This is a genomic window from Mesorhizobium sp. M0058, assembly GCF_040323095.1.
In the GTDB taxonomy this organism is placed as follows: domain Bacteria; phylum Pseudomonadota; class Alphaproteobacteria; order Rhizobiales; family Rhizobiaceae; genus Mesorhizobium.
Genome location: NZ_JAMYUQ010000003.1, coordinates 114,275 through 128,036, shown reverse-complemented (window position 1 = coordinate 128,036; position 13,762 = coordinate 114,275). Strand labels below are relative to the sequence as shown.

At 60.8% G+C, this 13,762-nt stretch carries 11 protein-coding genes; 6 read left to right on the top strand and 5 right to left on the bottom strand.

The window, feature by feature from the left end; translation table 11 throughout:
• Positions 1–47: 47 nt before the first annotated feature.
• The 3 genes from NKJ75_RS05835 to pdxR form a co-directional block, all read right to left on the bottom strand.
• Positions 48–998: a PDR/VanB family oxidoreductase gene (locus NKJ75_RS05835; protein WP_023822548.1), complete on the bottom strand. Its 951-nt coding sequence runs from the start codon at positions 996–998 to the stop codon at positions 48–50.
• A 6-nt stretch (positions 999–1,004) separates the two neighbouring features.
• On the bottom strand, positions 1,005–1,496 hold the full coding sequence (locus NKJ75_RS05830) for an MOSC domain-containing protein (protein ID WP_031198755.1): 492 nt from the start codon (positions 1,494–1,496) through the stop codon (positions 1,005–1,007).
• A 159-nt stretch (positions 1,497–1,655) separates the two neighbouring features.
• Positions 1,656–3,152: a MocR-like pyridoxine biosynthesis transcription factor PdxR gene (gene pdxR / locus NKJ75_RS05825; protein WP_502903838.1), complete on the bottom strand. Its 1,497-nt coding sequence runs from the start codon at positions 3,150–3,152 to the stop codon at positions 1,656–1,658.
• An 83-nt stretch (positions 3,153–3,235) separates the two neighbouring features.
• On the opposite strand from pdxR, the gene NKJ75_RS05820 reads away from it, so the two are divergent.
• Together NKJ75_RS05820 and NKJ75_RS05815 are read left to right on the top strand one after the other, a co-directional pair.
• Entirely contained in the window at positions 3,236–4,468 is a 1,233-nt protein-coding gene (locus NKJ75_RS05820; protein ID WP_023806678.1) for a trans-sulfuration enzyme family protein, read from the top strand.
• Positions 4,469–4,520: 52 nt separating this feature from the next.
• Positions 4,521–5,423 carry a dihydrodipicolinate synthase family protein gene (locus NKJ75_RS05815; protein WP_352499328.1) on the top strand — a complete coding sequence of 301 codons (903 nt, stop codon included), beginning with the start codon at positions 4,521–4,523 and terminating at the stop codon, positions 5,421–5,423.
• A 527-nt stretch (positions 5,424–5,950) separates the two neighbouring features.
• Here NKJ75_RS05815 and NKJ75_RS05810 read toward each other — a convergent pair.
• Positions 5,951–6,193, bottom strand: a complete 243-nt coding sequence (locus tag NKJ75_RS05810) for an ATP-dependent DNA ligase (RefSeq protein WP_352499327.1) — start codon at positions 6,191–6,193, stop codon at positions 5,951–5,953.
• A gap of 392 nt (positions 6,194–6,585) precedes the next feature.
• Here NKJ75_RS05810 and NKJ75_RS05805 point away from each other — a divergent pair, with 392 nt between their 5' ends.
• From NKJ75_RS05805 to NKJ75_RS05790, 4 genes are all read left to right on the top strand, one after another.
• Positions 6,586–7,044 (top strand): (2Fe-2S)-binding protein, encoded by a 459-nt coding sequence (locus NKJ75_RS05805; protein ID WP_023689394.1) that lies wholly within the window; start codon positions 6,586–6,588, stop codon positions 7,042–7,044.
• 3 nt (positions 7,045–7,047) lie between these two features.
• Positions 7,048–9,258, top strand: coding sequence for a xanthine dehydrogenase family protein molybdopterin-binding subunit (locus NKJ75_RS05800; RefSeq protein ID WP_352499326.1), 2,211 nt, complete (start codon positions 7,048–7,050; stop codon positions 9,256–9,258).
• Positions 9,259–10,397: 1,139 nt separating this feature from the next.
• Complete coding sequence (locus tag NKJ75_RS05795) at positions 10,398–12,461, top strand: carbamoyltransferase family protein (RefSeq protein WP_023708043.1); 2,064 nt, start codon at positions 10,398–10,400, stop codon at positions 12,459–12,461.
• A 238-nt stretch (positions 12,462–12,699) separates the two neighbouring features.
• Complete coding sequence (locus NKJ75_RS05790; RefSeq protein ID WP_023806673.1) at positions 12,700–13,053, top strand: hypothetical protein; 354 nt, start codon at positions 12,700–12,702, stop codon at positions 13,051–13,053.
• A gap of 51 nt (positions 13,054–13,104) precedes the next feature.
• On the opposite strand, the gene NKJ75_RS05785 is transcribed toward NKJ75_RS05790, so the two are convergent.
• On the bottom strand, positions 13,105–13,743 hold the full coding sequence (locus NKJ75_RS05785) for an FMN-binding negative transcriptional regulator (protein WP_352499325.1): 639 nt from the start codon (positions 13,741–13,743) through the stop codon (positions 13,105–13,107).
• Positions 13,744–13,762 lie beyond the last annotated feature (19 nt).

Below are 13,762 nucleotides of genomic sequence, written 5' to 3'. Positions count from 1 at the left end.
TTTCCCGCAAATCAGCTGCCGGTCTCACAGGACCCCCGCCCAAATGGTCAAAGATCGAGTTTCAACACACCTGTCGCGCGCGACACACAGGGGATGAAGCGGTGGCCGCGTGCCTCCTTGGACAGGACGGCATCCCGATGGATCGGCTGTCCCCCCAGCATTGCGCATTCGCAGGTCCCGCACACCCCGTTCTCACACGAGGCCATCAACGGCACACCGGCCGCACGCAAGGCGGCCAGTGCCGTGGTCTCAGCCGAAACCTCAACCACCCTGCCCTCAGCCAGTTCTATGACGAACGGTTCCGGTGGCGCGCCATCAAACTCGGGAGGCTGGAAAGTTTCGAAATGAACAGTACCCTCGGGCCAGTGTTGAGCCGCGCGCCCCACAACCGCCATGAAGCCAGGCGGTCCGCAGTAGTATGTCTGCGCGTCGTCCGAACGGTTCGCCAGCAGCGCGGCGATGTTCTGCCGGGTCTGAGGCTCGTCGTCGAAATGGATCCGCACATTGCCGCCAGGAAGATCGCTCCCGATCGCCGCCAAGAGTGGCGTGAGCGCCCGGCTGCGGGTGAAATAGTGCAACTCGAAGGGCTTGGCCTGCCGGGTGAGCGCGCGCGCCATGGCCAGAATCGGGGTGATCCCGATTCCCCCTGCCAGCAGCAAATTCGGCCCCTCGCCTGGCTTGAGCGCAAAATGGTTGCGTGGCGCGGAGACAGGCAGTGTGGAGCCGACGGCAATGGTTTCGTGGATCCACGCCGAGCCGCCACGGCCGTCATTCTCGCGCTTCACCGCGATGGTGTAGCGGCCAAGCTCGGTCGGGTCGCCGCAAAGTGAATACTGACGCACCTTCCCTTCAGGCAGATGGACGTCGACGTGAGAACCCGCTTCGAACGCCGGCAGCACAGGTTTGCGTGGGTGTTTCAGGTCGATGACCAGCACGTCGCCCGGCTCCTTGCGGGCGGCGGTCACGGTCAGCTTCATGATGATGCGCGGCGAGGCCATGGCGTTTCACTCGTCGATGGGCAAGATCAGATCACCGGGGCGGATCACGCCCCCGACCTCGATTGTGCAGTTCAGGCCGGAGCGGTTCAGAAGCCCCTCGTAGAGACCAGGAAGCCCGAGCAACTCCTCGATATACTTGCACGGCACATTCATCCGGGCGGCCCTGAGAATCGTTTCCCCGACCCGGAAGCGTTTGCCGACAAGATGGCTAAGCGGAACGCCTCGTGTCGTCAGATTGCGCCGGTGATCTTCGGGTGCGAGTTTGGCCTTGAAGCCCGGAATTCTGGGTTCGCCCTGCGCGATGGCGTCCAAGACTTCAGCTTCGATCAGCGTCACTTCGCGAACGTCAGGACGCGCGGAATAGGTCCCCGTCTCCAGGTAGTAGCGGTCTCCGACAACGCCTTGGCCGGCAATAAGCTGCGCCTGCGCCAGCTCCTCCATTTCATAGGAAGCGGCAGGCGCGATATGGACGTGAAGCAGCTTTCCTCGCCAGGTCATCATCGCTCTCGGAAATTCGTCTCGTGGAAACCTGCTGCAAAACTGGCCTGATCAACAGCGCCAGTTGCATGGCATTTTCCCGGTCCAGTTGGCTGTTTGGAAAGAAATACGGGGGGCCCTCGGACCGTTTTCAGCGCCAGCTTTCGGCGTCGCCCCGGCTCAGTTGTTCCGCGCCGGCATCGCGTCTTGCACCTGCTTGACAACCTCTCGCAGGACCTCAACGCCCTTCCCGATCTGCCGAATGCTCAAGGCGGCATAGCCCATGACAAGTCCGACGCGATCGTTGCGGCCTTCGTCCGATGGCCGTTCGTAGAGCGGCGAGATCAGGTGTAGCCCCAGGCCAGCGTCGCGGGCGGATTCGACCAAGGCCGTTTCCCGCGATCGTGGCAGGTCATTGAACCAAACGGCGACGTGCAGTCCCGCATCTGCTCCCTGGACAGTGATGCGATCCCCGAAGCTGTGCTGCAAGGCACCCAACAACGTTTCCCGACGCTCGCCGTTCAGCCTGCGCACACGGCGCACATGGCTTTCGTAGCCGCCGCTCTCGATCAACGATGCCAGCGCTTCCTGTTCAGCGACCGGCGAATGCCGGTCTGCGAATTGTTTGGCGGTTGCGAAGACCTCCTGCAATTCGGGCGGGACGACGAGGTAGCCGATGCGCAGCATCGGCGAGAGCGTTTTGGAGATCGTGCCGAGGTAGATGACAGCCCCGTGGTCCTCGAGACTGTGCAGCGGAGGGACCGGATTGATGTCGTAGCGATATTCGCTGTCGTAGTCGTCCTCGATCACATAGGCGTTGTTGTGTCGCGCCCATTTCAGAAGCTGATGGCGGCGCGCGATCGGCATGACGCCGCCCAGCGGAAACTGATGCGATGGCGTCACATAAGCCAGTCGTGCTCCGATCCCCGCCAGCAACTCGGTCCTCATCCCGTCTTCGTCGACGATGACCGGGATGGGTGAGGCACCCGTACTGGCAAAGACCTGACGCGCCATCCTGTAGCACGGATCCTCGATGACGAAACGGTCGGCGGGATCGAGAAGCAGGCGCGCGCACAGATCAAGGCCCTGCTGCGAACCGTTCACAACTATGATCTGGTCGAGGTCGCAGCTCAGGGTCCGGGCGCGCCAGAGATAGCCCTGAAGCGCCTGGCGAAGCCGGCGCGAGCCGCGAGGATCGTCATAGGCAAGACGCAGCGGGCGCTGCCCCATCGCCTCGTTCATCGCGCGTTTCCAGACCAATGAAGGGAAATCCGACGGCGCGAGGTCGCCATAGCGGAACTCGACCTTCAGCCCAGTCGGCAGATAATCTGGCCAGGGTGACGTCGCGCGCAGCCGCTCGCCATATGCGGACAGGTGGATTGGGCCGACCCGTTGCGCGTGAGTGCGCCCCGTCCCATGGCCCATCAACGAAGACGCAACGCGAGGTCGTGCGCCTTGACGGACTTCGATGAAACCCTCCGCAGCCAGTTGCTCATAGGCGACCGTCACCGTGGTTCGCGAAACGCCGAGGTCATTTGCCAGGGCCCGGGAGGATGGCAACTGACTGCCGGTTTCGTAGACGCCGCCGAGGATTTGCTCGCGAAGGGCTTCGTATATCTGGCGTGCACCCATCGCGTGCGAGCGCGCTGCAGACCCGGCACTTGAAGACTGGACCATCTCTTTCATCGCCAACTGGATATTTCACATTGGCCAGGTTGCCGTCAATCTTTCGGAACCCCAAGAGAGATCGCAGAGGCCGAATGACCAGCTCCCATCAATCCGAAACCGATGCTCCCACGGGGTCGCTCAACCGCACCAGCCCCGGATTTGCCACCCGGGCGATCCATCATGGCTACGATCCGGCCGGCTTTTCCAATGCCGTCCAGCCGCCAGTGTTCCTGACGTCAACCTATGGGTTCGAAAGCGTGGCAGCAAACGATGCCGCCGCCGCCCTTGGTGGAAGGCTCTATGCGCGCGAATACAATCCCACGACCGAGATCCTCGAGCAGCGGCTCGCGAATCTGGAAGGAGCCGAGGCGGGGCTGGTTGTTGCCTCGGGGATGGCGGCCTTCGGCACTCTGATCCTGTCGCTCCTGTCCCAGGGCGATGAACTCATCGTCCACAAGACGCTTTATGCGAACACGCTTGCCATGGTCGAACAGGCGGTCCCCCGCTTCGGCATCAAGGTCGTCGCGGTCGATCTGTCAAATCCCCACAATCTCGATGCTGCGATCACCGAGCGGACGCGGCTGGTTTTCTTCGAGACGCCGGTGAATCCGCTGAGCCGCATCCTCGACATAGCGGCAATTGCAGAGCGCGCTCACGCGCGCGGTGTAAGGGTTGCAGTCGACAGCACCTTCGCCTCGCCCGCGCTCCAGCGACCGCTTGAGCACGGGGCGGACATCGTGCTCCATTCGATGACCAAGTACATCAATGGTCATGGCGATGCCCTTGGCGGGGCGCTTCTCGGCGACGCCCAAACGCTCCGTACGCTGCATGAAACGGGCCTGCGCTACATCACCGGCGCAGCGCTCTCGCCCCTGTCAGCTTTCCTAATCCTGCGCGGTCTCAAGACGCTGACGCTGCGTATGGAACGGCACAGCGCCACAGCCCTTGCGGTGGCTCGGGCGCTGGAAGCGCACCCGGCGGTGGCATTTGTGAGTTATCCGTTCCTCGACTCGCACCCTGATCAGGTGACGGCGCGAAAACAGATGTCCAACGGATCGGGCATGTTGGCCTTTGGCCTCCACGCTGGATACGAAGGAGCGCGCCGGATGATGGACCGGCTCAACCTGATCATTCGCGCCGTCAGCCTCGGCGATGCCGACAGCCTCATCTATCATCCAGCAAGCCTCACCCGTGCTCGGCAGCCGATCCGCAAGGATGCCCATTTGGCCGATGGAGTCGGCGAGGATCTCATGCGTCTCTCGGTGGGGCTTGAAGACGCTGATGACCTGATCGCCGATCTGCGGCGGGCTTTGGACGTCTTGTAATGACCTGGCGTGCGGCCATCTCTGCGCTCACACATAGATCTGGAGCCTTGCCATGGCATTCCTGAGCGGTCTTTCCGCGTTCCCCATCACCCCGACCAATCGTGACGGCCGCGTCGATAGCGTTGCCTTGCGCAGGCTGATTGCTCGGCTTGGCATTGCTCAGGTCGATTCCATCGGTCTTCTCGGCAGCACCGGCACATACATCTATCTGTCGCGCGAGCAACGGCGGCGGGCGCTTTCCGAGACCTTGGACCAAACGGCGGGGCAAATGCCGGTCGTGGTGGGTGTGGGCGCGCTGCGCACCGATGAAGCCGTGGGGCTCGCGCAAGACGCAAAGGCCCTTGGAGCAGCTGCGGGTTTGCTTGCCGCCGCCTCCTACACCCCGCTTACTGATGACGAGGTGTTCGATCATTTCTCCACTGTGGCGCGCGAAAGTGGCCTGCCGATCGTCGTCTACGACAATCCAGGAACGACGCATTTCCATTTCAGTCCACCCCTTGTCAGCCGCCTGGCAAAGGTGGCTGGGATTGTCGCCATCAAGAATCCGACAGACAAAAGCGATGCGATCAAGAACCACCTGACCGCCCAGAGGCGCACACTGCCGGAAGGGTTCTCGATTGGCTACAGCGGCGACTGGAACGCCGCCGAGGCCATGATCGCCGGCGCCGACACATGGTACAGCGTCCTCGCGGGCATCCTGCCCGAGGTCTGCATGACGATCGTCACAGCGGCGCAACAGGGCGATGCGGCCGAAGCGCGACGGATCAATGCCGCGCTGGTCCCGATCTGGAGCGTCTTCAAGGAGTTCTCGAGCCTTCGCGTCGTCTATGCACTCGCTGAATTGCTCGACATTTGCAGTGCCGAACCCCCGCGTCCCATCCTGCCTCTGCCCCCAGCAGCGAAGCGCCAGATCGCCGCCGCGTTGAAAGGTTTGCCATCGGATGCCAGCCGGTGAACAGCAAACCCCGTTCGGCAAGTGAAAGGTATTTACCCGCTCATTTCGAGAACTGATCGAAAACAACGCACTCGGCGTGCTGATAGCCATGGCTGGAGCGGTCTCGACGCCAATCACACCCCCTTCGAACTCGACAATCGACTGCGGAGGTACAGACTGCGCAGGGCACTCCGCCCATGCCGCACCGTTCGCCTTCAAACTAGGAATCGGTGGTTTATCCATTGGAATGGCATCGAGCCGGCGCTTTACTTCCGGCCCGGTGCGCGCATTGAAGCCGGTGCCAATGCCGCCGGCGAACACCAGATTTCCGTCCTCGACATTCGCCAGAGCACGCTTCCCGACCGCCGTAACTGTTGCCGGGTTCGCAGCCGATGACGATGAACTCATCACTCAGCACGCATTTTGTCTCACCCATTCTTGGCGCCGGCCGGATCGATATGGACTGACACGCAGCTTGGAGACGATGCCCTCGAGGCCGAACTGGGAGACTTGCGCGAGAATGTCGCTGCCGCCGCTGATCTCGTCGCTCAGAACGATGCCGTTTCGCGGCGTCTCAGCAGGTTAACTAGCGCTTTGCGCCGATCGACGAGTGGCCGATCGCGAAGACCCTCGCCGTCGATCTTGAGCAGGTCGAAGCCGGCAAGCATGGTCCTGACGTCTCCCGCCGCGGCCAAGAGCCCGCTGAAGACTTGGAATGCGCGACAAGCCTTCTGGTCAACGACGAACGCCTCACCGTCTATTATCGCGTCCGAGGCGCCGAGCTCGGCCACCGCCCGGGACGATAGCCGGAAACCTGAGGGTCCAGTCGTGGAGGTTGCGGGTCGAGGTAGGCCCCCGTCGATAGTAGTCCCATTTCATTTCGTGTAGCCAATCAGGGCCCTGCCGGACGCGGCCGACCAGCGGTCGATGTTCGCGACGACCCGAATGTCCAGTCTCGTGTAACCCAGCCTAAAGCGGCCTGTCCGCCCAAAAAATGACATTCAGTTGCCTCCAGCCTTTCGACACGACCCACTTCACGATCTCGTAACTCGCCAACCTAGCGGCTTGTTGCTTGAGCTGCGCGTTCCTACGGTGTGGTCGCTAGGCCTCAGCAACAAGAGCTCGGTTGCCAGGCGGGCGGAGGCTCAACGAGATAGCCAGCTCAGGACAAGGAGAGCAAGCAATGGTCGCTTTTACCCTCAATGGCGAGGCGCGAACACTCGACGTCGATCCAGAGATGCCGCTGCTCTGGGCGGTCCGTGACGTCATCGGACTCACGGGAACGAAATTCGGTTGCGGGCTTGCCCAGTGCGGCGCTTGCACGGTTCACGTTAACGGCATGCCGACGCGCTCGTGCCAGACCGCAGTCGGCGACATCGAAGGAGCCTCGATCACCACCATTGAGGGTGTGTCGGGCAAGATAGGCGAAACGGTCCAGGCCGTGTGGGCCGAGTTCGACGTACCTCAATGCGGCTATTGCCAGTCTGGCCAGATCATGTCGGCCGTGGCCCTCCTTACAGAAACGCCGAAGCCGACGGACGATGATATTGATTCGGCGATGAGCGGCAACCTCTGCCGGTGCGCCACCTATCATCGCATCCGCGCGGCCATCCACGAGACCGCCAACCGGCTGGAGACTTGAGGCATGTCGCAGTTTCTCTCGAAGCATACTGCCGTGCGGCCCACGCGCCGCTGGTTCCTCGTCGGCGCGGGCGTTACCACCGGCGGCCTCGCAGTGGGCTACCGGCCAGTGCTGGCCGCGCCCGACATCGCACAAACGACCCCTGCAAAGGTTCCGGCGAACCCCTTCCAGACCTATGTCGAGATCACAAAGGAGAACCGAATCATCATCCACTCCTCGCAGTTCGAGATGGGACAAGGCTCCTATTTCGGCATCGCCACCCTGGTTATGGAAGAGCTCGACGGCGACTGGGCGCAGGTGGACGTGGTCGGCGGATATGGCAATACCGCGTTCTACGGCAATCTCGCCTGGGGCGGGGCCGCACAGGCAACTGGTGGCTCCACGTCGATGGGCTCGTCGTGGGAACGCTACCGCAAGGCGGGTGCTGCCGCACGGGCCTTGCTGGTGGCGGCCGCGGCGCAGCGGTGGGACGTGCCAGCCGGCGAGATCAAAGTCGCTTCCGGGGTCGTGTCGCACGCCTCAGGGATGCAGGCGCGCTACGGTGACCTGGCTGAAGCCGCAGCGGGAATGCCGGTTCCCGACGACGTGCCGCTAAAGCCGCGCGACAAGTGGGCCCAGATCGGATCGGACAGCCTCAAGCGCTACGATTCCGCCGGCAAGACCAACGGCGCGCAGACCTACACGATCGACCTCATGATGGAGGGACTCCAGACGGCCGTTATGATCCATCCGCCGAAGTTCGGCGCCGAGATCGAGAGCTTCGACGCAACCAAGGCCAAGGCACTCGACGGCATTGTCGATGTCGTCCAGACGCCGCGAGGCCTTGCCGTGGTTGGCAGGGACACCTGGACGGCGCTGAAGGGCCGCGACGTCGTGGAGGTGACCTGGAACGAGGAGAAGGCCGAAGAGCGCGGCACGGCCGAGATCATGGCCGAATACAACAAGGCAGCAGACGATCTGGGCGCGGCCACCGCGCGCGACGACGGTAACACTCCCGCAGCGTTCGCCAGTGCTGAGAAAATCATCGAGGGGCACTACGAATTCCCCTATCTTGTCCATGCTTCGATCGAGCCACTCAACGCGGCCGCCCGAATCAACGAAGACGGCACCATCGATGTCTGGGGCGGACACCAGATGCCCGACCTTTATCAGGCGGCTGCCGCTCAGGTAGGCGGCACCACGCCGGACAAGGTGAGGCTGCACGTGATGAAGACCGGCGGCAGTTTCGGCCGCCGCGCGGTCTTGGATGCAGATGTCATTATCGAAGCTGTTTCCACAGCGCGTGCACTGGGACGCGGCAAGCCAGTGAAGGTGCAGTGGACCCGCGAGAATGACATGCGGGGTGGGCGGTACCGGCCGGCCTATGTGCACGCAGTCAAGGCGGGGCTCGACAAGAAAGGCAATGTCGTCGCTCTCCATGACCACATCGTGGGTCAATCGGTCTTGGGCGGTTCGACCTCTGCGGCGATGATCAAGAACGGCATCGATCCAACCTCCGTAGAGGGCGCCACCAACCTGCCCTATGCGATCCCGAACCTGAAGGTCGAGCTGACCACCACGGACGTGAACATCCCGGTGCTGTGGTGGCGTTCGGTAGGCTCCACCCACACCGCTTACGCGGTGGAAACCCTGATCGATGAGCTCGCCGCCGCTGCGAACCGTGATCCGGTCGACTTCCGCTTGTCAATGCTCGGTCACCATCCACGGCATGCCGCCGTGCTTAAAGTGGCTGCTGAGAAGGCAGGCTGGGACAAGCCTCTGCCGGAAGGCCGTTTCCGCGGCGTGGCCCTGCATGAAAGCCTCTCGACCTATGTCGCCGATGTGGTGGAGATCACCCTCAACGATGAAAATGGTTTCAAGGTCGACCGCGTCGTCTGCGCGGTAGATTGCGGCACCGCGATAAATCCTGACCAGATTCGCGCTCAGATGGAGGGCGGTATCGGATTCGGGCTAGGTGCGATCCTCCAGGAGGAGCTGACCCTGAAGGGCGGTGTCGTAGACCAAGAGAACTACGATACCTATACACCGCTCAGGATCGAGCAGATGCCGCGAGTCGAGGTGCACATTTTGCCGTCCGAGGAGCCGCCCACGGGAGTTGGTGAGCCAGGTGTGCCGCCGATCGGCCCGGCCGTCGCCAATGCGCTACGGGCGGCGACGGGCAAGACTATCCGCAAGCTGCCGATTATAAAGAACATGTCAGGAATGACACCATGAAACAGCCGCGATGAAGATCGCGCCGTTTTCGAACGCCTCCTGACAGGCGCTCATTTCCATGGGTCAAATTCCGGCGGCTGCCCGCTCCAATATCCGGTTTGGAGACGGCACCCCGTGTTCTGAACGACCACAGACGGGCCTTGGCGCCGGTTCCACTGAAGAACCGCTTTCGAGACGCAAATGCGTCCACTCCATGAAGAGCACAACCGTATAGCACCAGGAAGGCTAGCTACCTCCATCGCTTCGGAGACCCAGGAACCCCCAGAAAACCGAACCTCCAGAGCTCAGAGGCGCTCGTGATCACAATCGCGCTGGTGCGTGGATCATTGTTCAAGGGTTTGTCAATAGGCAGGCGAGATGGCCGATCGACATGATCTTCGCCCGATGCCCTACAAACACAATGCCAGCCGCTGTCACGGAGTCGCGAAGACGAAGGCAATGAGGGTCGACGCCGATACTCATCGTTTGGTTGACAGAGCGCTTGGAATGCCATGCGCTTCACATCGGAGTAGCCATCCGGGAAGCCTGAAGCGCTTTGAAAACGCATGTGCTGCGGCTGTTATTCATAGCGTGGATGACTTTGATCAAAACAATCGATTTCATCACTCTTCCGGAATCGTGCATGGACAAAAAAGAGCCTCACGCACCAATCACACGCTGCTCTAACGCGTGACGAAAGCTGCCTTAGGTATAATCCAAAGGAGAAAATCTTCGATGCGCCCTGACGTGCAGTGGAGGTCGTGCCGAGAAAGTGAGTTGCAACTGGCCGACAATGTCGGGCGGTGCGACCATGGTCGCTTCGGAGAATGAAATCGGGCCAGTTCACGGGGGCGGTACTGTTATTCGTCGACGGCCGCCCTTCCCAAGAACAGGCGGCATCGCAAGTTGGTTCTGCCGATGAAAACGACATCGCCGGATACATGTCAGCAGCCGCTCAGGATTGGATGATCCAGCCAAGCTCTCGGCGTGATGGCACTGTAGGCGTCACAGTCGAAGCATCTCATTGATCGTTTATGAGGCTTTCTTCGATGCCGCTGATGCCTGACGGGCGGTCGCAGCTGCAGGCGACAACACGCCTATTTAATTGGAAACAGTCGAGGTAAGCCAATTTGGCTTCCCGTTACTATTTGGAGAAAGAAATGCTGTGCCTAGGAATCAGCGGCGGACTTGACCAAGTCCATGAAAACCGATTCGAGCGTCCGAACGCCTTTATGCACGATGGCGCCGCGGTGCTCGTCCGAGACGGAAAGGTGATAGCCGCCGTAGAAGAGGAACGCCTCAATCGAATCAAGCACTCGAACAAGCTGCCAAGTGGTTCGATTCAATACTGTCTCTCGACGGCCGGGGTTCAGCTCAGCGACATTGATCGTGTCGCGGTCTACGCCAGCGAGCCCTATGCCAACGCCATGCTTGAAGGTATGTCCGCTTCCCAACCGGACATTCTCTCCACTCCGTTGGATGCTAAAATGTTGGTGCAGAACCTGTTAGCGCGTGAGTTCGGCACTAAGTTGGACAGTTCGCGTATTTCATTCGTAGGTCATCATCAGGCGCACGCCGTGAGCGCCTTTGCAATGTCGGGCTTCGAACAAAGTCTCATTCTAGCGATTGATGGCTGTGGTGATTTCCTGTCGGGCCTTGTGGCGGTAGGGTCTGGCACAGAAATTACGCAAATCGAGGCTTTCCCGGAGGACAATTCTCTTGGGCTGTTTTATCTCGAGACGATCCGCTGTCTCGGCTACGGCATGTTCGACGAGTATAAGGTAATGGGACTCGCGCCCTATGGCGACCCCGCTCCCTATCGCGAGCTCTTCGAGCAGTTGTACGAGCTCTCCGCCAACGGTGGCTACCGTGTTCACCTCGACCGCATCGGTCCGGCGTTGCTCCGCAACATCGAGATCAGGCGAAAGGGAATGCCTTTCACCCAGCAGCATCGAGATGTGAGTGCGTCACTGCAGGAAGCGCTTGAGCGGATCGTGTTCCACATTCTCCGGCACCACCGTGAGGCCACCGGCATGAAGCGGTTGTGTCTGGCGGGAGGGGTAGCCCACAACTGCACGATGAACGGCAAGCTGCTGTATTCAGGGCTTTTCGAAGACATCTTCGTGCAACCCGCGTCTCACGACGCTGGCTGCGCATTGGGAGCTGCGCTGATAGTCTCTAACGAGATGGGCCGCCCCGCGCCGCGTGAGCGACTGCAGGAGGTCTATTGGGGTCCTGATCTCGGGAGCGACCGCGCCGTGGAACAGGAACTGAATGCATGGTCCGGACATCTCGAGGTTGAACGCTCTTATGACGTAGCGAGCAGTGCAGCCCACTGGATCACCAACGGCGCCGTGATCGGCTGGGTGCAGGGTCGTTCGGAGTTTGGGCCACGTGCGCTGGGCAACCGCAGCATTCTTGCCGACCCTCGGCCCGCTGCAAACAAGGACCGGATCAATGCCATGGTCAAGAAGCGCGAAGGCTATAGGCCTTTCGCACCATCTGTGCTGGAAGAGGATGCGAGCGAATTTTTCGACCTCCCGGACGGTAAGCACGAATTTCCATTCATGAATTTCGTCGTTCGCGTGCGTGACTCAAAGCGCGCCTTGTTGGGTGCCATTACGCACGTCGACGGTACGGCTCGGCTGCAAACAGTATCGCGCGATGCCAACCCAGCTTACTGGGAGGTCATCAATGCCTTCAAGAAGCGGACAGGCACTCCAATTCTGCTCAATACGTCCTTTAACAACAATGCTGAACCGATCGTGGATACGGTTGCAGACGCGATTGCCACATTTTTGACGACAGAGCTGGATGGACTTGTGGTCGGGCCCTTCCTGGTAAAAAAACGGGCTGCAACGCTGCAGGATTGGACTGCGCTTGCGATTTCATTGCCTCCCTCAGTCTCCCTCCATCAAACCCGTGCTTACACAGCGCGAGATCATCAGGAGACTGTCTGCGAGATTATTCCGAACCACTCCAGCATTGACAGTGTGCGAATTTCAAACGACTTGTTTAATCTACTGATGCGGATCGAGGGCGAAGCCGTGTTGCGAGATCACCTCAATATGATTGAGCCGGATCAGGCCAGGCATGCAGCTCTAATGGAGGGCCTGCGAAGACTGTGGGAGCAGCGCCTGGTTCGGTTGCATCCCTCACAAGCTGGTCGGATGGATCATGGGTCCGATCAAACGCTGGACCAGCCCAATAAGCAATCAGCCTGATAGAGATGCACCTCAAGCTCGGCCAATCAAGGGTGTTTGTCGACCCCGCCTGCGAGCTCCCGCTGTGATTACGGGGTCGTCGCCTACGCGGCGGCGCCCACCAACATCTCCATCAGTCGCTTCGGCGACAAAGCCAATCATCTCCCGTAAGAGCAAGTGCTTTCGGGCAAGGTCTGCAGGTTCAAGGAGTTCGTTGAAGGCGCCGCCAGCTGGAGCTGCGTCGAGCGCATCATCGCGCATGGTCGAGCTCGGCGCCCAAGGGAAATCGCCCAATTCGACACGCGTGCGTTTGCGCTCATTCAAAACCGCTGCGCGGGTGGTCGAGGTGAAATCGGAAGTCCGTCTGTGCCAGCCGACGACGTTCCCGCAGCGCATCCTGCACATCGCCCTCGATCGCATTCCTCAACTCGCGACATACGACGGGGCGCAGGCGCCGGAAACGAACCCGCCCACCGCAACCTGCAAACTCCCGCCTGTCCTCACGACGGAGCAATCCTGTCGCCTGACCAGGCGCGTGGAAAAGCATCACAAGGGTGACCACAGCGTCGCTTCAGGCCGTCAAACGCTATTGCCGTGCGTCAAGGCGGACTAGGTGACCCGTCGGGAAGCCGGCACCAGCGGCTTTGTCGGGACAAGACACATGCTATTGGGATTTGACCGCCGCAGCCGCGAGCATCGCTTCTCCCATCGCAATGGCCCCTTGGGCACGCAGCATTTCGCCAGGGTTCTGAATGTCGCGCAACTCTTTGTTCTGGCTGAGTTTTGATTTTCCAACCAGGCCGGTGATCTCGATCTCCAAGGCGACGATTGCCCTGACCATCGTGTCGATGAAGTCCTTCGGCGCGTCGCCCATCTTCCATGGGACCGGCTGCGAGGCTTCTTGCATGTGAGTGAGCTTCGCCACGTTGCGGCGCACATACCGCTCATCATCCCGGACAGTGATGCGTCCGTGGGCATGGACGACGAGATAGTTCCAGGCCGGCACCTGCTTGTGGAATTCATGCTTGCTCGGATACCAGTTCGGCGAGATGTAAGCGTCGGCCTCACGGAAGATTACGAGAACCTCATCGCCATTGGCGACTTCCTCCCAGACTGGGTTCTTGCGAGCGACATGGCAATTGAGAACGCCCTTGTCTCCCTTCGAGCGGTCAAGCTCGAAAGGGAGGTGGTTCGCGTCCAGCGTGCCTTTGCTTTGGGTGACGAGGATACCCAGCGGGTGTCTCTCGATAAGGTCAAACAGGGCGTTCTGATCAGGGACGGCAAAATGAGGCGGAACGTACAACGGTTTATCTCCTGTCGCG